We start from the raw sequence: 24,887 nt of genomic DNA on the forward strand, positions 1-24,887 counted from the left end.
GCTCACCTCGCGTCCAGGTAGTCGCTGTACCAGAGCCCCCCCAGAGGCAGGCCCTCTTCCACGAGGTTGCGAACCAGTTCAATGTCGGAGGCGCGGCGGATGGCAGAGAAGCCGTCCTCACCCTTCTCCAGAATCCAGACCTCCTTGGGCGAGAGCGCATCCACAAAGTAAGGCTGGTGCGTGGTGACAAAGACCTGCGGAGCCCCTTTCTTGCCGGTGGCGTGGCTGCGCAGTTCGTTGGCCAAGGCTTCCAGCAAGCGGTGATACAGGCCGTTCTCCGGTTCTTCTATGCAGATGAACGGTGGCGGCTCGGGGTCTTCCATCAACAGCAGGTAGGCGAAGATTTTCAAGGTGCCATCGGACATCTGGGACGCATAGAACGGATCGGCAAACGCACCGTCGTTGAATCTCAGCAGCACGCGCTTGTCGTCCGTGACCTTGGTGTCGATGCTCGTCACCCCGGGGATCTTGGTGGCGATGCGGTCCAGGATGACCTGGAAGCGCGCCTTGTGCTCGCGCTCCATGTACTGGACCACGTTACCGATGTTGTCGCCATGCACATTGAGGTGGCGCTGCACTCCCGCCGGCTGGATGGTCCGCGCGGCATCGGGGTGGAAATAGGACAGGTACCAGCCCTTGAGGAAGTCCCGAAAGCGCTTGATGCGCGGGTGCTCTTTCAGGGTTCCCAGCGTGGCAATGCCAAGTTGGCGCAGATCTGTCAGCTCAACGTCTTCCTGGGCACGGTCTTCTTCGTCGCTCTCTGCCTCGACTGCCTCTTCCCCGGCCCAGACCTTGCCAATCCCGTGATTCAAGCGCAGAAACGGATAAGGCCTGCCGTGCTTCTGGCCTTTGCGGCGCTGTTTCAGGACTTCGGATTCCACAAACGGCCGGCCGCTCGCATCCATGTTGATGGCCAGCTCGTAGGTGATGGGGCGCTCGCCCGGCCCCTCGCGGTAGTAGATGTCGAACTGAATCGCTTCATTGACGCCAAGAGCGCGCATGCGCTCGAAGCCACCGCGCAGCTTGTCGTCACAGGCGGTCTCCACATCCGTGTTCAGGCAGTCAGCCACAAAGCCAAAGGCATCGAACAGCGTGCTTTTGCCCACCCCGTTCTTGCCGATGACCACCGTGAAAGGGGTCAGCGGATCACCTTTTTGATCGGTCGAAAGCTTGCCCAGCGTGATGTCACGCAGCGCCTTGTAATTGCGGACCCTGAAACCTTCGATCTGTGCCATCTCAACAACCTCTCCCGCGAATGCGACATCACCGCCACGGCGACCTGTGCAAGCCATTCCACAAAGGACTGCAGATTATGGTGCACGGGGCCACGGTAACTTTCACCCGCAGCTCCCCAGGTTGCCGCAGGCCGTGCAGTACTCGCAGCCGTCCTTGCGGATCACGGCATGGGCGCCGCATTCCTCGCATTTGCGGCCGGCCATGACCATGGGGTCGGTGGCCAGGGCCTCGGGCTCGGGCAGCGGCGCTGGGGCGGGCGGCGCGCCGCTGCCGCGCCGCGCCAGGATGTTCTGCACCGCATAGGCGATGGCGGCCACTTCGGAGTCGTGCCACATGGGCACGCGCGCGCCGTCTTCGCGCTGGTGGGTGCCCAGGCGCACGGGACCCCGGTCCCAGGCCACCTTGCGCATATCGCTGAGGGCGCGCTCCAGGAAGCCGCCGCGCGCGGCCAGTGACAGCAGGCGCATGCTGGAGGTCACCCATTGCTGGGACTCGCCGCTCTGGCCCACGGGCATGAAGAATTCGATGGCGCGGTCCACCGTGCGGCCATCGGGCAGGACCACGGGCAGGAAGGAGACGACCAGGTACAGGCGCTTGGGACCTTGCTGGGTCCAGTATTCGATCTTCTCGGCCACGGCGTCCAGCGCGCCCTGGGGGCGGCTTTCTATCACGGTGCGCAGCGGGTCGGGTGCGGAAGCCGCCGCTCCCGCCGGCGCGGGGGAGGCCGGCTTTTCAGCAGATTCGGGCGCATGGGTCTCGAGCACGGCACCCAGGATGGTGTTGGGCCGGTAGGTGGCCAGGCCCTTGAGGCCGGCCTTCCAGGCCTGGCGGTACAGGTCCTTGAAGTCCTCGTAGGGATAGTCGGCGGCCACGTTGACGGTCTTGGAGATCGCCGTGTCCACGAAGGGCTGCACGGCCTGCATCATGGCGATGTGGCCGGCCGCAGGCATCTGCAGCGCGCTGACGAAGTACTCGGGCAACTGCTGCACGTCGCCCCCCAGCGAGCGGTACAGGCGCCAGGCATGGTCCTCGACCGCGTACTCGGCGCTGCCGCCATCGGCCGTGCGTTTCTTGCGCTTGTAGGTCCAGGAGAACGGCGGCTCTATGCCGTTGGAGGCGTTGTCGGCAAAGGCCAGGCTGACCGTGCCCGTGGGCGCGATGGACAGCAGGTGGCTGTTGCGTATGCCGTGCGTGCGTATGCGCTGGCGCAGCGCATCGGGCAAGCGGCTGGCGAAGGTGCCTTCGGCCAGGTAGCCATCGGCGTCGAACTTGGGGAAGGCCCCCTTCTCGCGCGCCAGCTCCACCGAGGCGCCATAGGCCGCATCGCGCATGCGCTCGGCAATGCGCGCGGCCATGGCCCGGCCCTCGGGCGCGTCGTAGCGCAGGCGCAGCATGGCCAGCGCATTGCCCATGCCGGTGAAGCCCACGCCGATGCGCCGCTTGGCCTCGCTTTCCTCGCGCTGCTGCGGCAGCGGCCACCAGGTCAGCTCCAGCACGTTGTCCAGCGCACGCACCTGCACGGCCACGGCGCGCTCGAAGGCCTCGAAGTCGAACGCAGGCTCGCCCGCGAAACCGAACGGATGGCGCACGAAGCGCGTGAGGATGACGGGGCCGAGGTCGCAGCATCCGTAGGAGGGAAGCGGCTGTTCGCCGCAGTTGTGCACATACAGGCCATTGGCGTCGAAGGCGTGGCAGTCTGCCACCGTGACGTCATAGACCATTTCCTCGCCGTCGCTCTCCAACGCCTGGACGGTGGCAGTGAAGCGCTCACGGTTCGGGGTGCGCCGGTACTGGGCCAGGGCCTGCTCCAGCCGTTCGGCCTTGTCGGTATCCGCAAGGCCTATGCGGTCGGCAAAGATGCCAAGGTTGTCGCCGCTGATGACCAGTTCATGCTGTGCCTGGGTTGCATAGTCGCGCTGGCCGCCTTTGCCGTCGGGCATAGCGCGCAGTTGGGCTGGCCGACGGTTCTCATAAATCGTCGACGCCATGCCCTGGCGCAGCAGCATGCGCTGCACGGTACGCAGCAACTCAGAATCGCTCTGGGACAGGCGCAGGCTCACGCCCTTGTCCTGTGTGCCCTGGACCGATCCATCGGCATCAAACAGGCCGCGCAGCAGCCCTGCGGAAAATGCAGAAGAGGCCGCTTCCATGGACTTGGTGATGCACTTGCGCCCTGGCTCCATCCCCATGCCAAGCGCCAGATCGCGCAATGCGGCACTGGCCATGCGCGACTCGCCACGTCCCGCCACTGGCCGCTGGAATCCACGGAAATCCGCGCGGTGGCGCAAGCTGGCTGCTGCAGCCTCAGCGGCCTGCATGATGCCTGCCGCGCCCGTGGCGGCATAGGCCACCGCACTGCCGGCGTTGCCTGCAACCTGGCGCAGCTCGGGCGCCCATACGCTGATCACGGCCTTGTCGGCCTTGAGGGTTCCATCGCCTATCAGCAGGCCCAACAGGTAGCCTTCGGCCTCGGTGCCCTGCCCATCCCAGCCTTGAAACGCACGGTGGTTGTGCAGCAGTACCTCATCGCCTGCCTGCAGTTGGGCGGCCGGAGTCCATTCAGCCTGCAACGCATAGCGCGTACGGCGAGCGACACGCCGCACCAGATGGTCTGCGGTCAGGCGCAGCACCTGGCCCTCGCGTGTGGTCAGCCGCAGCACCGGCTTGCGGCCGGTGGCAAAGAAGCCCGCGCTTTCGGTGGCATAAACCTGGCCGTCGACCACGGCGCCAAATGTCTTTCCGACGAGGTCTGCAACCTGGGCTGGTCCCGACTCGGTGAGTACCCAGGTATCTGCCGTGACGCAAGGATTCGTCGCCGCGATCTCCTCGCAGTAGCGCAGGTTGTTGTCGTCGTTGATGTGGTCCAGGAAGAGGATGCCGGGCTCGGCGAAGTCGTAGGCCGAGCGCATGATGGTGTCCCACAGCGTGCGGGCGGGCAGGGTCTGGTAGACCCACTGGCCGTCGGCGCGCTGGTGGGCACCCTGATCCAGCAGGGCGGTGCCGGGGCGGGCGCGGTGCACCAGGTGCCAGGGCTGGTCTTCGGCCACGGCCTGCATGAAGGCGTCGCTGACGCCGACCGAGACGTTGAAGTTGTTCCAGCGGCCCGGCGTGCGCTTGGCGGTGATGAATTCGAGCACGTCGGGGTGGTCGATGCGCAGCACGCCCATCTGGGCGCCGCGCCGCGCGCCCGCGCTTTCCACGGTGGCGCAGGACTGGTCGAAGACGTTGATGTAGCTGCACGGGCCCGAGGCCAGCGAGGCGGTGGCGCGCACCTCGGCGCCGCGGGGGCGGATGCGCGAGAAGTCGTAGCCCACGCCGCCGCCACGGCGCATGGTTTCGGCGGCTTCGCGCAGGGCTTCGTAGATGCCGGGGTAGCCGCCGTCGTCCACGCCCTGGATGCAGTCGCCCACGGGCTGCACGAAGCAGTTGATCAGCGTGGCCTGCAAGTCGGTGCCGGCCGCGCTCATGATGCGCCCCGCGCCTATGGCGCCGGCCTGCAGGTTGGCCAGGAACAGGGCCTCGCATTCGGCGCGGCGCGCCTCGGGCTCGACCGAGGCCAGGGCGCGGGCCACGCGGGCGTAGAGCTCGCCCACGCCGGTCTCGCCGTTCTTGAGGTATTTTTCGCGCAGCACATCGAGGCTGATGGGCTGCAGATCCGCCGCGTCCTGCGCGCGGCCCAGGTTTTCGCGATGCATTGGCATGGCTCCCGTGTTGACTTGCCTGCCGCCGTCCCTGGCACTTGCTCGGGCCTCAGTCGACAAGCACTTGTCCATCATGCTCCACGTAGGGCGGGTACGGCCCGGTGCCGCTGTGCGGAGCTTGAGATGCCGCAACAAAGCGGCCGGTCTGGACATCGAAGACATGGACTTCGCCGTCTTCGATGACATAGTGCCACCCGTGCAGGCTGAGCTGCCCGGCCTCTACCCGCGATCGCACCATGGGATAGTCCATCAACCGTTCGAGCTGCAGCACGACGGCGCGCTGCTCGGTGCGGCGCAGCGCCTCGGGGCCGCCCTGCACGGGCAGCACGGCCTCGCGGCCCAGGTCCAGCCAGCGCTGCAGGTTGCGCGCCTCGGGCGAGACTTCTCCATACAGGGCCTTGATGGCTCCGCAGTGGCTGTGGCCGCAGACCACGATGCGGCTGACCTGCAGGTTGAGCACGGCGAATTCGATGGCCGCCGCCGTGCCGTGGTGGCCGTGCGATCCGTCGTACGGCGGCACGAAGGCGCCTACGTTGCGCACCAGGAACAGCTCGCCCGGCGGCGCCCCCGTAAGCAGGTAGGGCACGAGGCGCGAGTCCGAGCAGCCGATGAACAGCGTGGTGGGATGTCAGGGCCTGCCCGCCCTCATCTGGGGTCGCGAAGCTGCATGCCAGCGTGCCAATCAAGGCGCGCGACGCCGTGCGTGTGTCCACACGCACAAGGAGTGCAACGCGGAGTGGCGCGCTGGCATGCAGCTTCCCTTCGGGTTGCCCCGCTCCAGGGCCGTCTGCGGCGTTGCCCGCGCTTGCAAGGCACCTGCCTTGCGGCGCACGTGCGCCTTGCATACGACCCTGGAGCGGGGCAACGCGATCCCCAGATGAGGGCGGGCAGGCCCTCGCCTCTTCGACCAGGGTGCGGAACTGCGCGCGGTACTGCGGGAAGGCGTGCTCGTGGAAGCGCCGCAGGCGCAGCAGCAGTTCGTCGTCGGGCATGGGCACTGCGCCTTTGCCCGGCTATTGCACCAGCGGCGAGTCGGCCGCAGCGATGCGCACGCCCACCACTTCGGACTGGCCGGCCAGCAGCTGCAGGTACTGGTGGAGCGCGCTCACCCAGGTCTGCTGGTGCAGGGCCTGGGCGACGGCCGGGCGCGCCTGCTGCCAGTCGGGCAGAACGCCCGCCTCGCGCGCGCAGACCTCGACCACGTGCAGGCCGAAGCGGCTGTGCACCAGGCGCGGCAGCACGCCGATTTCCTGGGAGGCAAAGACATCGCGCGCGAATTCGGGCGCGCAGTCGCTGCGGCCCAGCCAGCCCAGTTCGCCGCCATGCTGGCCGCTGGGGCAGTTGGACCATTGGCGCGCGGCCTCGGCAAAGCGCAGGCCGCCGTCGTCGGCGCAGCGCAGCTCGATCAGCAGGGCCTCGGCCCGCTGGGTGAGGGCGCGCACGTCCACGCCGGGCGTGACGGCAAACAGCACGTGGCGCAGGCGCACGCGCTCGCCCTGGGCGAAGCGCGCGGGGTTGGCATCGAAGTGGCGGCGGCAGGCGTCCTCGCCGGGCTCGGGCAGGTGCAGCGATTGCTCCAGCAGCTGCTCTATGGCCTGGGAGGCGCGCTCGCTGATGACGCCGTCGTCGCCGGCCGCATCATCGGCGCCCAGCAGGCCTTCGCGCTGGGCCGCCTGGCGCAGCAGCTCGGTGCAGGCGCGCTGGCGCAGTTCGCGCTCGGGCGGGCGCTGTCCGGGTGCGTGCAGCGGCGTGTTGTTGATGCGGGCCACCTCGGCACCGGCCTCGCCCACGGGCTGGAAGGCCGGCACTTCGGGAATCGCCGGGAGATCCCCCATCGGGGCAGAAGAAGTAGAAGTAGAAGGGGTTGAAGACGCGCAGCCGCAGTGGCCGCCGCCCGATCCGTTGCATCCATGTTCCATGTCGATCTCCTCAATGGCCGGGCTTGGCGTCACGGCGTGCCGACGATGCGGGCAGGCCCAGGCGGCGCGAGCGCACCAGCTGGTAGGGGCGCAGCAGGTAGACCAGGGTGCCGAAGCCGCTCCAGACGTGGACCAGGCGCGTGAAGGGGAAGACCAGGAAGATGCTCATGCCCAGGAACATGTGGGCCTTGAACACCCAGCCGGCCTCGGCCAGCAGTTCGGCCGCGCCGCCACGGAAGGTGACGATGCGCTGCGCCCATTCGGCCAGGGCCATCATCATGGAGCCGTCCATGTGCCTTGCCGACAGCGGAATGGTGGCCAGGCCCAGCAGCAGCTGCAGCCACAGCAGCCAGAGGATGGCGATGTCGCTGAACCTGGAGTGGGCGCGGATGCGCACGTCCGACAGCCGGCGGTGCAGCAAGATGGTGAGGCCGATGAAGCCCAGCGTGCCCGCGATGCCGCCGCTGACCATGGCCAGCAGCTGCTTGGCGCCTGCGGCCATGAAGGGCTCGTAGACGAAGTGCGGCGTGAGCATGCCCACGGTGTGGCCGAAGAACAGGAACAGCACGCCGATGTGGAACAGGTTGCTGCCCCAGCGCAGGCTGCCGCTGCGCAGCAGCTGCGATGAATCGCTCTTCCAGGTGTACTGGTCGCGGTCGAAGCGCAGCCAGCTGCCGATGAAGAACACGGCCAGGCAGATGTAGGGGTAGAGGCCGAAGAGCAGGTGGTCTATCCAGGAGGGGGTCATGTCAGGCTCCTTTGGCGGGGTCCTTGGGCTTGGGGCGCCGCCGTGCGGCGCACGAAATGCACGGGCTGCTCGGCGCCGGGGCGCGATTGGCCCTGGCTGCTGCAGCCGTCGAAGGCGGCGGGTTCGGCCCAGGCCTCGTCCATGGCGGGCTCGGGGCGGATTTCCACGCGCTCGGCCCGGTGGCCGGTGATCTCCAGCACGGCCGCGATCACGCTGGCATAGGGGCTGTCGCGCCGCGCCAGCGCCGTGAACAGGGCGTTGAGGATGTGGGCCATCTCGCCCAGGAATTCACGGGCGATGGCCGGCGGCTGGGTGGAGGCGAACTCCAGCACCACGGCCAGGTGGTCGGGCAGTTCGTCGGCCTCGAAGGCCAGGCCCGCGCGCTCGTAGGTCTGCTGCAGGTCGATCAGCGCCGGGCCCCGGTCGGCCGAGTCGCCGTGCACATGCTCGAACAGGTGCAGCGAGGTCTGGTGGCCCCGGTCGAAGGTGTCCACGTAGCGGGCCTCGGCCTCGAAGGGGTCCATGGCCTGCAGCTGCTCGGCCAGCTGCTGCAACTCGCGCAGCCGCGCGGGCGCCACGGATTGCTCCAGGCGCAGGGCGTCGATCAGGCCCGGCAGCAGGGCGCGCAGCTCGGCGCCGGGGTAGCCGATGAGGCAGGCCAGCGCGCGCAGCGTCAGGCGCACGGGGGTGGAGGTGTTGTGATTGAACATGGCGGCAGTCCTCACATTTGCGCGCGGATGGGGATGGTGCGCGGCTTCTTGCCGCCGAACAGGCTGGCGTCGGTGCTGCCTTCGGAGCAGCCGTTGCCGAACGAGAAGCCGCAGCCGCCGCGCAAATCGAACGCGCTTTCGGCGTATTCGCGGTGGGCCGAGGGGATGACGAAGCGGTCCTCGTAGTTGGCGATCGCCATGGTCTGGTACATGTCCTCGACCTCGTCCACCGTCAGTCCCGCGTACTGGAGCACGGCCAGGTTCTGTTCCTGGTCCACGTGCTTGCTGCGCTGGTACGCGCGCATGGCCAGCATGCGCTCGAGCGCGCGCACCACGGGCGTGGTGTCGCCGGCGGTGAGCAGGTTGGCCAGGTACTGCACGGGGATGCGCAGCTGCGAGACATCGGGCAGGTCGCCATTGATGGGGCTGCGGCCGACACTGTCGAGATGCCCGGCGTTCGCCGCCGAGGTGATGGGCGACAGCGGCGGCACATACCAGACCATGGGCAGGGTGCGGTACTCGGGGTGCAGCGGCAGGGCCACCTTCCAGTCCACGGCCATCTTGTAGACGGGGCTGGACTGCGCGGCCTCGATCCAGGCGTCGGGGATGCCGTCGATGCGGGCCTGGCGGATGACCTCGGGGTCATTGGGGTCCAGGAAGATGTCCAGCTGCGCCTGGTAGAGGTCGCGGTCGCGCTCCACGCTGGCCGCCTCCTCGATGCGGTCGGCGTCGTACAGCAGCACGCCCAGGTAGCGGATGCGGCCCACGCAGGTTTCGGAGCAGACGGTGGGCTGGCCGGCCTCGATGCGCGGGTAGCAGAAGATGCATTTTTCGGCCTTGCCGCTTTGCCAGTTGTAGTAGATCTTCTTGTAGGGGCAGCCCGAGACGCACATGCGCCAGCCGCGGCACTTGTCCTGGTCGATGAGGACGATGCCGTCCTCCTCGCGCTTGTAGATCGAGCCCGAGGGGCAGGACGCCACGCAGGCCGGGTTCAGGCAGTGCTCGCACAGGCGCGGCAGGTACATCATGAAGGTGTTCTCGAACTGGCCGTAGATGTCCTTCTGGATCTGCTCGAAGTTCACGTCATGGCTGCGCTTGCTGAATTCGCCGCCCAGGATCTCCTCCCAGTTCGGACCCCATTCGATCTTCTCCATGCGCTGGCCCGAGATCAGGCTGCGCGCGCGCGCCGTGGGCGCGGCCTTGCTTTCCCTGGCCGACTGCAGGTGCTCGTAGTCGTAGGTGAAGGGTTCGTAGTAGTCGTCGATCTGGGGCAGGTTGGGGTTGGCGAAGATGCGCATCAACAGGCTCCACTTGCCGCCCTGGCGGGGCGCGATGGAGCCGTCCGTGCGGCGCATCCAGCCGCCGTTCCACTTGGCCTGGTTTTCCCACTCGCGCGGGTAGCCGATGCCGGGCTTGGTCTCGACGTTGTTGAACCAGGCGTATTCGACGCCGGGGCGGCTGGTCCAGACGTTCTTGCAGGTGACGGAGCAGGTGTGGCAGCCGATGCACTTGTCCAGGTTCAGCACCATGCCGATCTGTGCGCGGATTTTCATCGTGTTTCTCCTTGTTGTTCAGGCATGGGCGGCTGCGCCGGCCTCGGCTTCGTCGTCGAGCCAATCTATGCGGCGCATCTTGCGCACCAGGACGAACTCGTCGCGGTTGGTGCCGATGGTTCCGTAGTAGTTGAAGCCGTAGCTGTACTGCGCGTAGCCGCCGATCATGTGGGTGGGCTTGAGCACGATGCGCGTGACCGAGTTGTGGATGCCGCCGCGCGTGCCGGTGATCTCCGAGCCCGGCGTGTTGATGGTCTTCTCCTGCGCGTGGTACATCATCACCATGCCCGGCTTGACGCGCTGGCTGACCACGGCCCGCGCCGCGATGGCGCCGTTGGCGTTGTACAGCTCCACCCAGTCGTTGTCGGCGATGCCGGCGCTCTTGGCGTCGTCCTCGCTGAGCCAGACGATGGGGCCGCCGCGCGCCAGCGTGAGCATCATCAGGTTGTCGCCATAGGTGGAGTGGATGCCCCACTTCTGGTGCGGCGTGATGAAGTTCAGCGCGATCTCGGGGTGGCCGTTGGGCTTTTGGCCCTGCACTTCCTGCAGCGCCTTCATGTGCACGGGCGGGCGGTAGCTGACGAAGCCTTCGCCGAAGTCGCGCATCCATGGATGGTCCTGGTAGAACTGCTGGCGGCCGGTGAGGGTGCGCCATGGGATCAGCTCATGCACGTTGGTATAGCAGGCGTTGTAGCTGACCTTCTCGCTTTCCAGGCCCGACCAGGTGGGCGAGCTGATGATCTTGCGCGGCTGGGCCTGGATGTCGCGAAAGCGGATCTTCTCGTCCTCGCGGTGCAGGGCCAGGTGGGCGTGCTCGCGCCCCGTCTGCTTCGACAGCGCCTCCCAGGCCTTGACGGCCACGTGGCCGTTGGTCTCGGGCGCCAGCATCATCACCACCTCGGTGGCGTCGATGTCGGTGACGATGCGCGGGCGGCCCTGGCTCACGCCTTCCTCGCGCACCAGGCCGTTGAGCTCGCCCAGCTGCTCCACCTCGGTCTCGGTGTTCCAGCCGATGCCCTTGCCGCCGTTGCCCAGCCTGTCCATCAGCGGGCCCAGGGCCGTGAAGCGCTTGTAGAGGTTGGGATAGTCGCGCTCGACCACGGCAATCTGCGGCGCGGTCTTGCCGGGGATCAGGGCGCACTCGCCCTTCTTCCAGTCGCGCACGCCATCGGGCTGGGCCAGCTCGGCGGGGGTGTCGTGCATCAGCGGCGTGAGCACCACGTCCTTTTCCACGCCCAGGTGGCCCACGCAGACCTCGCTGAAGGACTTGGCGAAGCCCTTGTAGATCTCCCAGTCGCTCCTGGCCTGCCAGGCCGGGTCCACGGCCGCCGACAGCGGGTGGATGAAGGGGTGCATGTCGCTGGTGTTGAGGTCGTTCTTCTCATACCAGGTGGCCGTGGGCAGGACGATGTCCGAGTACAGGCAGGTGGTGCTCATGCGGAAGTCCAGCGTGACCAGCAGGTCCAGCTTGCCTTCGGGCGCCTTGTCGTGCCAGCGCACTTCCTGCGGCTTGGCCGAATGGCCGGCGCCGGGCCGCCCCAAGCCGGCCGCCCCCTGGGGGGAGGCGCGCAGCGCATCGGGGGGGTCTTGTTCTCCAAGGTCTTTTCCTTGCACGCCGTGCGTGGTGCCCAGCAGGTGCTTGAGGAAGTACTCATGGCCCTTGCCCGAGCTGCCCAGGATGTTGGAGCGCCACACGAACATGTTGCGCGGCCAGTTGGCCGGGTGGTCGGGGTCCTCGCAGCTCATGGACAGCGAGCCGTCCTGCAGGGACTGCACCACGTGGTCCTTCACGTCCAGGCCCTGGGCCTGGGCGTCGCGCACCAGCTGCAGCGGGTTGGCCTGCAGCTGCGGTGCGCTGGGCAGCCAGCCCATGCGCTCGGCGCGCACGTTGTAGTCGATCATGGCGCCGCCGTACTGGCTGCGGTCGGCCAGCGGGGACAGCACCTCTTCCACGCCCAGCTTCTCATAGCGCCACTGGTCGGTGTGGGCGTAGAAGAAGCTGGTGGAGTTCATCTGGCGCGGCGGGCGCAGCCAGTCCAGCGCAAAGGCCAGCGCGGTCCAGCCGGTCTGCGGGCGCAGCTTTTCCTGGCCCACGTAGTGCGCCCAGCCGCCGCCGCTCTGGCCTATGCAGCCGCACAGCATCAGCATGTTGATGATGCCGCGGTAGTTCATGTCGCAGTGGTACCAGTGGTTCATGGCCGCGCCGATGATGACCATGGACTTGCCGCGCGTCTTCTCGGCGTTGTCGGCGAACTGGCGCGCAATGGCGATCACCTGGTCACGCGGCACGCCGGTGATCTTTTCCTGCCAGGCCGGGGTGTAGGGCGCATCGGCGTCATAGCCGCCATCAGCGCCCTCGGTGGCCTCACCCTCCAGGCCACGGTGGATGCCGTAGTTGCCCGCCAGCAGGTCGAACACGGTGGCCACGATGGCCTCCTCGCCGTCCAGCACCATGCGCGAGACGGGCACGCGGCGCAGCAGCACATCCGTGCCCTGCTCGTTGGCGTCGAAGCCCGGCGACTGCAGGCCGCCGAAGTAGGGGAAGGCCACGTCGGCCACTTCACTGTCCACGCCCTGGCCGTCCAGCACCGAGAGCTTGAGCTGCACGTCGTTGCCCGTGCGCGCCTCCTTGGATTCGAGGTTCCACAGGCCCTCGTCGGCGCGGCCGGCCTCGCCCCAGCGAAAGCCGATGGAGCCGTTGGGCAGGGCCACGCCGCCGTCCTCGCCGTACGCCACGGTCTTCCATTCGGGGTTGCTGTCCTGGCCCAGGTGGCCGTCGAAGTCGCTGGCGCGCACATAGCGCTCGGGCACCAGGGCCGTGCGGCCGTCGGGCAGTTGCTGGCGCTTGAGGCGGATCAGCAGCGGCAGGTCGGTGTAGCGGCGCGCATAGTCCTCGAAATAGGCCGGGCGGCCGCGCTCGCCGAAGTAGAACTCCTTGAGGATGACGTGGCCCATGGCCATGGCCACGGCCGCGTCCGTGCCCTGCTTGGGGTGCATCCACAGGTCGGCCAGCTTGGCGACCTCGGAGTAGTCGGGCGTGACGGCCACGACCTTGGCGCCCTTGTAGCGGACCTCGGTGAAGAAGTGGGCGTCGGGGGTGCGCGTCTGGGGCACGTTGGAGCCCCAGGCGATGATGAAGTTGGAGTTGTACCAGTCGGCGCTCTCTGGCACGTCGGTCTGCTCGCCCCATGTCTGGGGGCTGGCCGGCGGCAGGTCGCAGTACCAGTCGTAGAAGCTCATGCACACGCCGCCGATCAGGCTCAGGTAGCGGCTGCCTGCGGCATACGAGATCATGGACATGGCCGGAATCGGCGAGAAGCCGATGATGCGGTCCGGCCCGTGCTTCTTGATGGTGTAGACGTTGGCCGCCGCGATCATGCGGTTGACCTCGTCCCAGCTGCTGCGCACGAAGCCGCCCAGGCCGCGCTGCTTTTGCCACTCGCTGCGCGCATCCGCGTTCTCGACGATGGCGGCCCAGGCATCGACCGGGCTCCTGGCCACGGCCAGGGCAGCGCGCCAGTGCTTGAGCAGCCGGCCGCGCACCATGGGGTATTTGACGCGGTTGGCGCTGTACAGGTACCAGCTGTAGCTGGCGCCGCGCGCGCAGCCGCGCGGCTCGTGGTTGGGCAGGTCGGCGCGCGTGCGCGGGTAGTCGGTCTGCTGGGTCTCCCAGGTCACGATGCCGCCCTTGACATAGATCTTCCACGAGCACGAGCCCGTGCAGTTCACGCCGTGCGTGGAGCGCACCACCTTGTCATGCGCCCAGCGGTCGCGGTAGGCGTCTTCCCAGGTGCGGTCCTCGCCCGTCACCTGGCCATGACCGTTGGAGAATTCCTGCCGGGGCAGGGAGAAGTAGGAAAGCTTGTCCAGAAAATGGCTCATCGCGGGACTCCTTGTTGTTCGTTGCGGTGCGTTGCTGTTCGGTGCAGTAGTGCCTGCGGCCCGGGGCTCAGCAGGGCATCTCGGCGTTCCTGCGCGCGTAGTACCACCAGGTCACGCCCACGCACAGCACATAGAAGGCGGCAAACACCCACAGCGCCAGCTCGGGCCCGCCCGTGGCGGCGATGGAGCTGCCGTAGCTCTTGGGGATGAAGAAGCCGCCGTAAGCTCCCAGCGCGCCCGCAAAGCCCAGGGCGGCCGCGCCTTCGGTATTGCCCTCCTTGAGGGCATGGGCCTGGGCTTCCTCGCTGGGATGGGCGCCGAGCTCGCGCTGCTTGAGGGCCAGGAAAATCGCCGGGATCATGCTGAAGGTCGATCCGTTGCCGATGCCCGTGGTCAGGAACAGCACCAGGAACATCAGGAAGAAGCCCATGAAGCTGCCCTCGGCAGGGCCCAAGCCCAGCGCGTAGCCGCCGCTGCCCTTGGGCAGGAAATACAGCACGCCCACCACGGCCACGGCCATGACGAGGAAGTTCCAAAACGTCACGCGCGCGCCGCCCGCCTTGTCGGCCAGCCAGCCGCCAAAGGGCCGCGACAGCGCGCCCAGCAGCGGGCCCAGCCAGGCATAGGCCAGCGGATTGACCGCCGGGAACTGGCTCTTGATCAGCAGCGGAAAGCCGGCGGCAAAGCCGATGAACGAGCCGAAGGTGCCCAGGTACAGCAGGCACATCACCCAGTTGTGCTTGCGCCGGAAGATGGCGGCCTGGGCCGCGAAGCTGGCCTTGGCGTCGGCGATGTCGTTCATGCCGAACCAGGCGGCCAGCGAGGCGATGGCGATCCACGGCACCCAGATGAAGGCCGCGTTCTGCGCCCACACCCGGGTGGTCTCGCCGGCCTTGGTGATGGTCTGCGCATCGCCGCCGAAGACGCCGAAGATGCCGGCCGTGATCACCAGCGGGCTCAGGAACTGCACCACCGACACGCCCAGGTTGCCCAGGCCCGCGTTCACGCCCAGGGCCGAGCCCTTGCGCTCCTTGGGAAAGAAGAAGCTGATGTTGGCCATGCTGGAGCTGAAGTTGCCCCCGCCCAGGCCGCACAGCAGGGCCAGGATCAGCATGGTCGGATAGCCGGTGCTGGCGTCCTGCACGGCGTAGCCTATGCCGATGGCCGGGATCAGCAGCGAGGCCGTGGACAGCGCCGTCCAGCGGCGCCCGCCCATCAGCGGCACCATGAAGGAATAGAAGATGCGCAGCGTGGCGCCCGACAGCGCGGGCGCCGCCGCCAGCCAGAACAGCTGGTTGGTGGAGTAGGTGAAGCCCAGCGCGGGCAGGTTCACGGCCACCACGCTCCAGACCTGCCAGATGGCAAAGGCCAGGAACAGGGCGGGCACCGAGATCCAGAGGTTGATCCTGGCGATGGCCTCGCCCTCGCGCTCCCAGAACTGCCTGTCCTCGGGGCGCCAGAGGGTCAGCACGCTGCCGGGGCGGCTGCGCGCGGATGCCTTTGCGGCGGTCTTGGTGTTCGCATGCATGTGCAACTCCTGCGGTTCAGCGCGCGGCCGGCTGCACATCGCTGTGGCCGCCGTGGCTGTTGAGCACGTCGGTGCGGCGCACCTCGGTGAAATACATCCAGATCAGCGACACCCAGACCACGCCGTACAGCAGCATGAAGGCGCTGGAGCGGATGCCCGTCCAGTCCAGCAGCACGCCGAACAGGATGGGCAGGATGAAGCCGCCCAGGCCGCCGGCCAGGCCCACGATGCCGCTGATGGCGCCGATGTTTCCGGGGTAGTCGTCGCTGATGTACTTGAAGACGCTGGCCTTGCCGAAGGCCATGGCAATGCCCAGCACGAACATCAGCGCGGTGAAGGCATAGACGTTCAGGCCCAGGTGAAAGCGGGTGCTGCCCTCGGTGGTGAGTACCGTGAAATCCGTCTGCGGATAGGACAGCAGGAACAGGCAGATCCAGCACACCCACAGCACCCACCAGGTCACGCTGTGTGCGCCGTACTTGTCCGACAGCCAGCCGCCGATGGCGCGCAGCACGCCGCCCGGCAGCGAAAAGCAGGCCGCCAGCAGGGCCGCCACGCGGATGTCCAGGCCGTACTCGCCCACGTAGTACTGCACCATCCACAGGCTCAGCGCCACATAGCCGCCGAAGACGATGCTGTAGTACTGGCAGTACTTGAGCACGCGCGGGTCCTTGAGCGCCTTCAGCTGGTCGCTGAAGCGCACATTGCTGGGCACCAGGTGGGCCGGGTCGCTGTGGCTGAACAGCCAGAACAGCACCAGCGCGCCCAGCATGATGGCCGCATAGGCATGCGGCACGGCGGCCCAGCCGAAGGCCACCAGGATCACCGGCGCCACGAACTTGTTGACCGCCGCGCCCGAGTTGCCCGCGCCATAGATGCCCATGGCCATGCCCTGACGCTCCTTGGGAAACCAGCGCGCCACATAGGGCGTGCCCACCGAGAACGAGCCGCCCGCCAGGCCCACGAACAGGCCGATGGTCAGGAAGTGCCAGTACTCGGTGGCATAGCCCATCACCCAGATCGCGGGCACGGTGACGGCCATCAGCACCGCCATCACGATGCGCCCGCCGAAGCGGTCGGTCCAGATGCCCAGCGGCACGCGCACCAGCGAGCCCGTGAGCACGGGCATGGCCGTGAGCAGGCCGAACTGCGTGGCGTTCAGATCCAGCATCTTCTTGATGGGGATGCCGATGATGCCGAACATCATCCAGACCATGAAGCAGACCGTGAAGGCCAGGGTGCTGACGGCCAGGACCGACCAGGCCTGGCGGTCGTGGCGTGTGCCTGTGCTGGTGCTCTTTCGGGGGTCGCCCTGTGCGGTGGGCGCTGTGTTTGCCATTTTGTTTTCCTCGTGGGGGCTATGGCTTGCATGGTCCCGCGCGAGGGCCGCGCCGCACATCCGCCAGCCGTACGCTCGGACAAGGCGGAAGAACTAGGAGCGCGCAGGCGGGCCTAGTTCCAAAGAACTATCGGGGACAAAAAGGCTTGACGCAGATCAGGAGCGGCGGCCGAAGACCGATTTCGGGCTGCGCCCGTAGAACCGCGTGAACGCGGCACTGAAGTTCGACGGATGGGCATAGCCCACCTGCCAGCCGGCCTGGGCGACCTGGCAGCCGGTCTCCAGCAGCGCCCAGGCGCGGCGCATGCGCAGCTCCAGCAGCAGGGCCTGGGGCGTGGTGCCGAAGACGGCGCGAAAGCCCTGCTTGAGCCGGTGCTCGCCCAGGCCCACGGCGGCGCTCAGGTAGGCCAGGGTCAGCGCGCGGTCCATCTGGGTGGACAGCAGTTCGCGCGCCTGCTCCAGCCGGGCCAGTTCGTCGGCCGACCAGCGCGGTGCCGCCTTGGCCGGCTGCGGCGCAGGTGCCAGGTGGCGCAGCTCCAGCGCGGCCAGGCTCAGCATGGCGATGTGGCGGTCCAGCGCATCGGTGGGCTGGTGCCCGGGCGGCTGGGCCAGGCGCCGCGCCAGCGCCAGGCTGGCCGGCAGGCTGGCACGGTGGTCCAAGGGCCGCACGCCGGCCGCGCCGTCCACCTGGGTCAGGCGCTGCGAGAGTTCAGGCCCCAGATAGCGGTCCAGCGCCGCGCCCGACAGCAGCAGGCGCAGCTGGCGCACGGTCTGGCCTGCCGCATAGCGGCGCTCGCCCTGGCTGCCGCGAAAGGCTGCCAGCGTGGTCTGCCCTGCGCCGAAGCGCAGCGCCGCGCCCGTGCGCGCCACAAAGCCCGATTCGCCCGCCAGCCCCAGCGTGATGACCAGGGTGCGGCCCTGGTCCGAGGCATCGGCCTGCACGCTGTCCTCCACCAGGTCGCGCAGCGGGCAGTAGTGCGAGCGCGCCAGCACGATGCCGTCGCCCAGCGTGAAGCGCTCCGCATGGCAGTCGCCCAGCTCGGCGGGCAGGGCATGCCGCGTCCAGCCCGGTGCACAGGGCTGGGGCAAGGCAAGCGAGGAAGGGATGCGGGAGGTCATGGGAGAGGAATGGAGGCGCGCTTCGCATAGGAAATGCTCCGGCGCGCATACGTTTTCAAATGATAGCGATTCTCATCTTCCCTAGCATCGGTCTCCAACGAGATTCCCTTTTGGAGAGGACGAGAAAACCATGGCATTCCCCCTTCGCTGGCCGGCCGCGCTGGCCCTGGCCCCCTTCACGGTGGCGGCCCAGGGCCAGGCGCCCGAAGCCGCCCTGCCCGAGATCACGGTCACGGTGAACAAGCAGGCCGAGAGCCTGGACGCCGTGCCCGCCAGCGTCTCCGTCTTCGAGGGCGCGGCGCTGGAGGCGGCCGGCGTGCGCGGGCTGGACGCGCTGTCCGCCCAGGTGCCGGGCTTTGTGTTCCAGGCCTTCGGCCAGTCGGGCGTGCAGCCGCCCGTGATGCGCGGGCTGACGGCCAACTTCGTGTCGTTCTCCTCGTCCACGCTGCTGCTGGTCGATGGCGTGCCCACGCTGATGGCCCAGGGCTTCGAGCACAACCTGCAGGGCGTGGACCGCGTGGAGGTGCTGCGCGGCCCGCAATCGACCTTGTACGGCCGCAATGCCGAAGCGGGCGTGGTCAGCATCGTCACGCGCCAGCCCGGCGACGCGCCCTATGCATCGATCAGCGCCGAGGCCGGCAACCACGGCCAGCGCGCGGGCAGCTTCGAGCTGGGCCGCGCCCTGGTGCCGGGCCAGCTCTACATCGGCCTGTCGGGCGAGTGGCGCGCGCAGGACGGATTCATTCGCCAGCAGGCGACGGGAGCGCGCGTGGACGACCGCGAGCGCGCCAGCGGCCGCCTGGCCCTGCGCTGGACGCCCACGGCCGAGACCGAGGCCACGCTGCGCTACGCCCAGCAGCGCTGGGACGACGGCGCCGCGCAATGGGGCAGCATTGCCGCGCCGCGCGCCACGGTGAACTCGGGCACGGACAGCTGGAACCGCTCGCGCGGGCAGACGCTGTCGCTCGATGTCTCGCACCGCTTTGCCTCGGGCCTGCGGCTGCGCTCCATCACCGCGCGCAATGTCTTCGACGACCGCGTGCTGCAGGACACGGACTTCCAGAGCGCCGACCTGCTCCACGTGCGGCGCGACTACCGCCTGGCCACGACCTCGCAGGAACTGCGCCTGGAGGGCGAGGCCGCAGGCCTGTGGAACGCGCGCTGGCTGGCCGGCCTGTACCTGGACCGCGACGACCATGACCTGCGCTACGAGCAAAAGCTGCCCGCCGCGCTGATGCGGCCCACGGCCGGACTCAAGGGCAGCACGGCGGCGCTGTTCACGCACTGGACCGTCCCGCTGTCCGAGCGCTGGACGCTGGCGGCCGGCGCGCGCGCGGAGCGCAACCGCGTGGAACTGGCCCCCGTGGGCGCGGCGGCGCGCAGCGACGACTGGTCGCGCTTGAGCCCCAAGCTCTCGCTGCAATACCAGTGGTCGCCCCAGGGCCAGGTCTACACCAGCCTCAGCGAGGGCTACCGCGCGGGCGGCTTCAACGTGTTCTCTCCGGCCATGGGCTATGCGGCCTACGAGCCAGAGACCGTGCGCGCCTGGGAGATCGGCACCAAGGGCCGGCTGCTGGGGCAGCGCCTGCGCTATGCGGCCTCGGTCTACACCCAGCAGGTGCGCGACATGCAGGTGCAGCAGATGGGCCTGCCGGGCGTGGTCTACATCACCAATGCGGCGCGGGCGCGCTCCACGGGTGCGGACTTCGAGCTGGACTATGTGTTCGGCGGCGGCTGGCAGCTGCAGACCGCCCTGGGCCTGAACCGCACGCGCTTCGGAAGCTTCCGCGACGGCGGCGCCGTCTACGACGGCCACCGCAACCCGTTTGCGCCCGACATGACGGCCCATGTGGCGCTGCGCTACGACGCGCCCGGCCGCTGGTGGGCGCAGGCCGCCGTGCAGGGCACGGGCAAGGTCTACCTGGACGCCGCCAACGCCTACCGCCGCCCCGGCTACGGGCTGCTCAACCTGGCGGCCGGCTATGCCCAGGGGTCCTGGGAAATCGCCGCCTACCTGCGCAATGCCGCCAACCGCCGCTACGACGCCGTGGGCTACCTCAACGGCCAGGTCGTGGTCTACAGCCCGCCGCGCGAGTTCGGCGTGCGGCTGACCTGGCGCATGTGACTCCCTTTCGTGAAAAGGACCTTACGATGAATACACCCCGCCGTGAATTCCCTACCCACGCCCCCTCTCACGCCCTGCAGCCGCTGTGGGACCTGGCCGCCGCCCAGGTGCAGGCCGAGGCCCTGGTGCTGGCGCTCGAATCGGGGGCACTGGACCGGCTGGCCACGCCACAGACGCCGGCCGAGCTGGCCCAGGCCCAGGGCTGGAACGAGGCCAATACCTCCCATTGGCTGGAATTGCTGTGGAGCATGGGCCTGCTGCGGCGCGGCCAGCACGCGCCCGTGAGCTACCTGTTGGCCACCGACGCGCTGCGCTACCTGCACAGCGCATCGCCCGAGTCCTGCGGCGCGGCCTGGCTGTTCCGCCTGCGCTCGCTGCGCCACTCCGCCACGCTGCTGCGCGGCCTGGTCGAGCACGGCCCTGCCGGGGACGGCTCGGCCTGCAGCGCCCCCTTGGCCACGGGCAATGCCGAAGGCTGGGCCGCCGCCGCACGCGCCCAGATCGGCCAGGAGCAGCGCGCCGTCAGCGTGCCTGCCGCGCTGCAGGTGCTGGACCAGGTGCCCGAGGTCGCTGCCGGTGCGGGTACCGCGCGCCGCATGCTGGACCTGGGCGGCGGCCCCGGCTGGATCGCGCTGGCCCTGCTGCGCCGGCAGCCCGCGCTGCAGGCCAGCGTCTTCGACTGGCCCGAGGCCGTGGCCGTGGCGGCGGACAACGCCCGCCAGTCCCGCCTGTCCGACCGCTTCACCGCCCTGGGCGGCAACCTGGCCACGGACAGCATAGGCAGCGGCTACGACCTGGTCTGGTGCTCGTCCGTGCTGCACTTCGTGCCCGATGCGGCAGCCGTGGTCGCCAAGGTGTTCGACGCGCTGGCGCCCGGCGGCGTCTTCGTCTGCGCCCATGCCGAGGTGGATGAGACGCCCGAAGCCGCCCTGCGCACCCTGCCCTACTACTTGCCCATGCGCCTGCTGGGCCGCAGCGTGACCCGGCGCGGCGAGCTGCAGGCGCTGCTGGCGCAGGCGGGCTTCGAGCGCATCGAACGCATCGAGTCGCGCGAGTTTCCGATGGCGCCGCTGGTCGTGCTCATTGCCCGCAAGGCCGCGCCATGACGGCCGCAGCTCCCCGCCCGGTCTGGCTGCTCCAGGCACTTTTCGGCTGGCTGCACTTGGCGCTCACGGCGCCCAGCGTCTACCTCTGGCTGGGCCTGCCCCTGGTCATGCGCCAGCATGGCTGGTCGGGCACGGCCATCGGCCTGTTCCAGCTGGCGGGCCTGCCCGCGCTGATCAAGTTCGCGCTGGCCGCGCCCGTGGAAGCGCGCAGCGCGAACGGCCAGCCGCGCTACCGCGCCTGGGCGCTGGCCCTGTGCCTGGCTTATGCGGCCGTGCTGCTGGCCCTGGGCTGGCAGCAGTTGCTGGCCGAGCGCCTGTGGCTGTTCGGCCTGGCCTTCGCGGCCGCGCTGGCTGCCACCTGGGCCGACATTCCCGTCAGCGCCCTGGCCATCCGCCTGCTGCCCGCGTCCGAGCGCATGCGCGCCGGGGGCGTGCGCGCAGCGGCGCTGTCGCTGGGCGCCATCGTGGGCGGCGGGATGATGCTGCTCATGCAGGCGAAATGGGGCTGGCGCGCGCCCTTCCTCTGCCTGGCCGGCACGCTGGCCCTGGGCGCCCTGCTGCTGGCCTGGGTGGTGCGCCATGAGCCCGGGGATGCGCCCTCGCCTGTGCTGCTGCCTGCGCCCAAAGCTGGACTGGCCGCCATGGTCCGCGGCTATGGCGCCCAGCCCGGCGCCTGGCGCTGGACCCTGGTGCTGGTCAGCTTCTTCCCCTTCATCGGCGCGGCCTGGTTCTACCTCAAGCCGCTGATGCTGGACCACGGCTTCGCGCCCGCTCAGGCCGCCCTGCTGGCCGGCATGGGCGGCGGCGTGGTGGCCGCGCTGGCGGGCGCGGCCTCGCCCCTGCTCACGCGCCGCCTGGGCACCCGGCGCGCCCTGCCCCTGTATGCGGGCTGCAACGTGGCGGCGCTGGCCCTGCTGGCGGCCGTCATCGCAGCCGGCGCCCCGGCCCCGGGCCTGGTCGCGGCCGTGGCCTGCGTGGCAGCAGCCATGGGCGCCTCCTCGGCCTGCGTCTTCGGACTGATGATGCAATTCGCCCGCCCGCGCTGGCAGGCCTTCGACTACGGCCTGCAGGCCAGCCTGTTCGCCGCCAGCCGCATGCTGGTGCCGCTGGCCGCCGGCGTGGCGCTGGACGCCGTGGGCGCGGCAGCCATGCTCACCGGCCTGACCGTGGCGGCCGCGCTGGCCTGGGTGTGGGCGCTGCGGTGTGCGGGGGATGGTTGGGCTTCAGCCACAGCGTAGGCCGCTAATCCCGCTGCCGCTCCGACGCATACACGGCCGCCTGCACGCGCGAGCTCAGGCCGAGCTTGCGCAGGATGTGTTGCACATGGATCTTGACCGTGGTCTCGGCAATGTCCAGCGTGCGGGCGATTTCCTTGTTGCTGGCGCCCCGGGCGATCTGGACCAGCACCTCTTCCTCGCGCGGGGACAGCGGCGAGGCCGGGGCCTCGTCCGGCTCGGGCGCCTGGGGCTCGGGCGCGCCCTGGGACTGGAAGGCGGCCACCAGCTTGCCCATCATCTCGGGGCTGACCACGGGCTCGCCGCGCGCGGCGCGGCGCAGGGCCTCGGACAGCAGGTCGCCGTCGATGGTCTTGAGCAGATAGCCCTGGGCGCCGTTGCGCAGCGCGGCCGCCAGGTCCTGGCCGTCCTCGCTCACGGTGAGCATGACGACGCGGCTGCCGGGCGATGCGGCCCGCAGGCCCGCGATGGCATCGACGCCCAGCACGCCGGGCAGGTGGTTGTCCAGCAGGATGACCTGGGGCGCCAGCGCGGGCACCAGGCGCAGGGCCTCGCCCGCGTCGCCGGCCTCGCCGACCACGCGCAGGCCTGCGTCCTGGGCGATGAGGGCGATCAGGCCGCGGCGGAACAGCGTGTGGTCGTCGATGACGAAGACGGAGATGGGGCTGGAGAAGGACATGGGGCGGCTTTTTTCTTCCGGGAGCGTGTCACGCGTTCGAGGGGAGGGCCTGCGCCGGCGCCCCGGCCGAGGCCGACGGCGGCAGCTCGATGAGCACGCGCGTGCCCTCGCCGGGGCGGGAGTGGACATGGACCAGCGCCTGCGCCAGCAGGGCGCGCTCGCGCATGATGCCCAGGCCCACATGCAGCGAGTCCGGCGCCACGTCGGCGGGGACGAAGCCGCAGCCGTCGTCGCTGACCTCGAAGCGCCAGGGGTGGCGCCCCACGCGCAGCTGCACATGCCTGGCACCCGCGTGCTTGCGCACGTTGGACAGCGCCTCCTGCACCATGTGCAGCACCTGGATCTGCACATCGGGCGCCAGCGGCAGGCCCTGGCCGGTCATGCTCAGCGAGGTGGCAATGCCCGTCTGGTGCTCGAACTTGGACAGCGTGGCGCGCAGCGCGGCCTCGATGTCCTCGGCGCTGGTGCGCGTGCGGAAATGCACCAGCAGCTCGCGCACGTCGGCATAGCATTCGCGCACGCCCACTTCCAGCTCGCCCAGGCTGCGGTCGCGCGCCTCGTCGCGGCCCTTGGCCACGGCGTCGCGCAGCAGCTGGGTCTGTATCTTGAGAAAGGCCAGCGACTGGGCAATGGAGTCATGCAGCTCGCGCGCGATCAGGCCGCGCTCCTCGGCCACGGCGGCTTCGCGCTCCAGCGCCGTGGCGCGCAGGCTTTCCATGGCGCTGGCCAGGTGGCGCGCCATGGCGGACAGCAGGTCGCGCATGTCGTCCGTGAGCACCACGGTGGAGCGAAAGAACAGGTTGACCTCGCCCAACAGGCGCTGCTGCAGTTGCACGGGGATGCTGACCACGGTCTCGAAGCCGGCCTCGCGGCAGTGCGGCAGCTGCAGGTCGCTGGCCGGCGTGATGGGGATCACGCGCAGCCGCGCCTGCTCGCGCGGCTGGCCGCACAGGCAGGCGCCCGTGTGCAGGCAGTGCTCCTGCACCGACATGGACTGGGGCAGGCCGTCGCCGGCCAGCAGCACGTAGCGCTCGTTGGCCTCGTCGGACCAGCGCACCGTGGCCGCATCGGCCTGGGCCGCCAGGCGGACCTGGCGCACAAAGCCTTCGGCCAGGGACTGCAGGCTGGCGGCCTCCGACGCCTGCACGCTGACCGCGTACAGCGCCTGCAGCTGCTGGTGCTGCACGTTGAGGCTGGCGGTCTTCTCGCGCACCTTGTCCTCCAGTTCGGCGTGCGAGCTTTGCAGCGACTGGGCCATGAGGTTGAAGCCGGCCGCCAGCTGGCCGAACTCGTCGTCCACCTCCACGCTCATGCGCGTGTCCAAGTGTCCGCGGCGCATGCGCTCCAGCGCCGAGCGCAGCTGGCCCACGGGATGCAGCACCAGCCAGTAGCTGGTGGCCATGAAGCTCACGGCCGCGATGATGGCCAGCGCCATCAGACACATCTGAAACAGGTGCAGGATGGCCGTCCAGCGCGAGAGCCGGTCCTCGATGGCCTCGACAAAGCCGTCCACCTCGCGCACGAAGGCGTCGGCGCTGCCCATGATGGCCTGCGCATCGGCCTGGTCCTCGGCCTGCCAGCGCGCGTGCAGCGCGCTCCAGTCGCGGCGTATGCGCTCGTAGCGCTCCCTGACCTCGTCGCTCCAGGGCACGAACAGCGGGCGCGACATGTCGCCGCTGCGCAGCAGGTCCAGGCTGGCGTCGAACTGCTGCGCGCGCGCCTGCCACTGCGCAGGCGCCTCGTTCTGGCGCGCCATGGCCATGCGCACCATGCTCATGCGCAGCCGCCCGGCCTCGTTCACGGCGGCCGCGCCGCCCTCCAGCTGCCAGGCCACCCACAGCGTGAAGCCGATCGATGCCACGGCCGCCAGCAGGCAGGCCGCGCCCATGAGCAGCAGCTTGGTCGAAAGCGAGGGCTTGCCATGCATGGTTGCACTGTAGCCACGGCACATTTGCGCGTCTTGACCTGAATCAAGCGCCGCCCGTTTGCGCCGTGCCCCGCCCCGAT

At 69.2% G+C, this 24,887-nt stretch carries 15 protein-coding genes and 1 pseudogene; 3 read left to right on the plus strand and 13 right to left on the minus strand.

Annotated elements, in window-relative coordinates; all coding sequences use genetic code 11:
* Window positions 1-2: 2 nt before the first annotated feature.
* The 11 genes and pseudogenes from DTS01S_RS01410 to DTS01S_RS01460 form a co-directional block, all read right to left on the minus strand.
* On the minus strand, window positions 3-1,235 hold the full coding sequence (locus DTS01S_RS01410; RefSeq protein ID WP_017407750.1) for an AAA family ATPase: 1,233 nt from the start codon (window positions 1,233-1,235) through the stop codon (window positions 3-5).
* A gap of 102 nt (window positions 1,236-1,337) precedes the next feature.
* On the minus strand, window positions 1,338-4,931 hold the full coding sequence (locus DTS01S_RS01415; RefSeq protein ID WP_061287209.1) for an LAGLIDADG family homing endonuclease: 3,594 nt from the start codon (window positions 4,929-4,931) through the stop codon (window positions 1,338-1,340).
* A 55-nt stretch (window positions 4,932-4,986) separates the two neighbouring features.
* Window positions 4,987-5,565: pseudogene (locus tag DTS01S_RS01420) on the minus strand (carbonic anhydrase); the annotation flags it as partial.
* Window positions 5,566-5,950: 385 nt separating this feature from the next.
* Window positions 5,951-6,772 (minus strand): peptidylprolyl isomerase, encoded by an 822-nt coding sequence (locus DTS01S_RS01425; RefSeq protein ID WP_017405246.1) that lies wholly within the window; start codon window positions 6,770-6,772, stop codon window positions 5,951-5,953.
* A 94-nt stretch (window positions 6,773-6,866) separates the two neighbouring features.
* Window positions 6,867-7,604, minus strand: coding sequence for a respiratory nitrate reductase subunit gamma (narI, locus tag DTS01S_RS01430; RefSeq protein WP_017405247.1), 738 nt, complete (start codon window positions 7,602-7,604; stop codon window positions 6,867-6,869).
* Window positions 7,601-8,314: a nitrate reductase molybdenum cofactor assembly chaperone gene (narJ, locus tag DTS01S_RS01435; RefSeq protein WP_013804386.1), complete on the minus strand. Its 714-nt coding sequence runs from the start codon at window positions 8,312-8,314 to the stop codon at window positions 7,601-7,603. Before narJ ends, narI begins: the two co-directional genes overlap by 4 nt.
* Window positions 8,315-8,325: 11 nt before the next feature.
* Window positions 8,326-9,867 (minus strand): nitrate reductase subunit beta, encoded by a 1,542-nt coding sequence (gene narH, locus DTS01S_RS01440; protein ID WP_017405248.1) that lies wholly within the window; start codon window positions 9,865-9,867, stop codon window positions 8,326-8,328.
* Window positions 9,868-9,885: 18 nt separating this feature from the next.
* Window positions 9,886-13,749, minus strand: coding sequence for a nitrate reductase subunit alpha (locus tag DTS01S_RS01445; protein WP_017405249.1), 3,864 nt, complete (start codon window positions 13,747-13,749; stop codon window positions 9,886-9,888).
* 67 nt (window positions 13,750-13,816) lie between these two features.
* Window positions 13,817-15,277, minus strand: a complete 1,461-nt coding sequence (locus DTS01S_RS01450) for an MFS transporter (protein ID WP_016446636.1) — start codon at window positions 15,275-15,277, stop codon at window positions 13,817-13,819.
* Window positions 15,278-15,293: 16 nt separating this feature from the next.
* On the minus strand, window positions 15,294-16,616 hold the full coding sequence (locus DTS01S_RS01455; RefSeq protein ID WP_034363526.1) for an MFS transporter: 1,323 nt from the start codon (window positions 16,614-16,616) through the stop codon (window positions 15,294-15,296).
* A gap of 156 nt (window positions 16,617-16,772) precedes the next feature.
* Window positions 16,773-17,735 carry a helix-turn-helix transcriptional regulator gene (locus DTS01S_RS01460; protein ID WP_013804390.1) on the minus strand — a complete coding sequence of 321 codons (963 nt, stop codon included), beginning with the start codon at window positions 17,733-17,735 and terminating at the stop codon, window positions 16,773-16,775.
* Between the two features lie 130 nt (window positions 17,736-17,865).
* Here DTS01S_RS01460 and DTS01S_RS01465 point away from each other — a divergent pair, with 130 nt between their 5' ends.
* The 3 genes from DTS01S_RS01465 to DTS01S_RS01475 are packed head-to-tail and all read left to right on the plus strand — an operon-like array spanning window position 17,866 to window position 22,204.
* Entirely contained in the window at window positions 17,866-19,860 is a 1,995-nt protein-coding gene (locus DTS01S_RS01465; RefSeq protein ID WP_061287210.1) for a TonB-dependent receptor, read from the plus strand.
* Between the two features lie 26 nt (window positions 19,861-19,886).
* The gene (locus DTS01S_RS01470) at window positions 19,887-20,966 is read left to right on the plus strand and encodes a class I SAM-dependent methyltransferase (RefSeq protein ID WP_061287212.1); all 1,080 of its coding nucleotides are present in this window, start codon (window positions 19,887-19,889) and stop codon (window positions 20,964-20,966) included.
* Window positions 20,963-22,204 (plus strand): MFS transporter, encoded by a 1,242-nt coding sequence (locus tag DTS01S_RS01475; RefSeq protein WP_061287214.1) that lies wholly within the window; start codon window positions 20,963-20,965, stop codon window positions 22,202-22,204. The genes DTS01S_RS01470 and DTS01S_RS01475 overlap by 4 nt, the downstream gene beginning before the upstream one ends.
* Window positions 22,205-22,208: 4 nt before the next feature.
* Here DTS01S_RS01475 and DTS01S_RS01480 read toward each other — a convergent pair whose 3' ends face one another.
* The gene (locus DTS01S_RS01480) at window positions 22,209-22,880 is read right to left on the minus strand and encodes a response regulator (RefSeq protein ID WP_012203037.1); all 672 of its coding nucleotides are present in this window, start codon (window positions 22,878-22,880) and stop codon (window positions 22,209-22,211) included.
* A gap of 28 nt (window positions 22,881-22,908) precedes the next feature.
* A complete protein-coding gene (locus tag DTS01S_RS01485) occupies window positions 22,909-24,807 on the minus strand; it encodes a type IV pili methyl-accepting chemotaxis transducer N-terminal domain-containing protein (RefSeq protein ID WP_026062352.1) in 1,899 nt (632 codons plus the stop codon).
* Window positions 24,808-24,887: the final 80 nt, after the last annotated feature.

The sequence above is a fragment of the Delftia tsuruhatensis NBRC 16741 genome (assembly GCF_001571325.1).
GTDB classification, from domain to species: domain Bacteria; phylum Pseudomonadota; class Gammaproteobacteria; order Burkholderiales; family Burkholderiaceae_C; genus Comamonas; species Comamonas tsuruhatensis.

Coding starts and splice junctions, on each gene's coding strand:
- DTS01S_RS01410 (WP_017407750.1), bottom strand. CDS start 1,235: ATGGCACAGATCGAAGGTTTCAGGGTCCGCAATTACAAGGCGCTGCGT.
- DTS01S_RS01415 (WP_061287209.1), bottom strand. CDS start 4,931: ATGCATCGCGAAAACCTGGGCCGCGCGCAGGACGCGGCGGATCTGCAG.
- DTS01S_RS01425 (WP_017405246.1), bottom strand. CDS start 6,772: ATGGGGGATCTCCCGGCGATTCCCGAAGTGCCGGCCTTCCAGCCCGTG.
- narI (WP_017405247.1), bottom strand. CDS start 7,604: ATGACCCCCTCCTGGATAGACCACCTGCTCTTCGGCCTCTACCCCTAC.
- narJ (WP_013804386.1), bottom strand. CDS start 8,314: ATGTTCAATCACAACACCTCCACCCCCGTGCGCCTGACGCTGCGCGCG.
- narH (WP_017405248.1), bottom strand. CDS start 9,867: ATGAAAATCCGCGCACAGATCGGCATGGTGCTGAACCTGGACAAGTGC.
- DTS01S_RS01445 (WP_017405249.1), bottom strand. CDS start 13,749: ATGAGCCATTTTCTGGACAAGCTTTCCTACTTCTCCCTGCCCCGGCAG.
- DTS01S_RS01450 (WP_016446636.1), bottom strand. CDS start 15,277: ATGCATGCGAACACCAAGACCGCCGCAAAGGCATCCGCGCGCAGCCGC.
- DTS01S_RS01455 (WP_034363526.1), bottom strand. CDS start 16,616: ATGGCAAACACAGCGCCCACCGCACAGGGCGACCCCCGAAAGAGCACC.
- DTS01S_RS01460 (WP_013804390.1), bottom strand. CDS start 17,735: ATGACCTCCCGCATCCCTTCCTCGCTTGCCTTGCCCCAGCCCTGTGCA.
- DTS01S_RS01465 (WP_061287210.1), top strand. CDS start 17,866: ATGGCATTCCCCCTTCGCTGGCCGGCCGCGCTGGCCCTGGCCCCCTTC.
- DTS01S_RS01470 (WP_061287212.1), top strand. CDS start 19,887: ATGAATACACCCCGCCGTGAATTCCCTACCCACGCCCCCTCTCACGCC.
- DTS01S_RS01475 (WP_061287214.1), top strand. CDS start 20,963: ATGACGGCCGCAGCTCCCCGCCCGGTCTGGCTGCTCCAGGCACTTTTC.
- DTS01S_RS01480 (WP_012203037.1), bottom strand. CDS start 22,880: ATGTCCTTCTCCAGCCCCATCTCCGTCTTCGTCATCGACGACCACACG.
- DTS01S_RS01485 (WP_026062352.1), bottom strand. CDS start 24,807: ATGCATGGCAAGCCCTCGCTTTCGACCAAGCTGCTGCTCATGGGCGCG.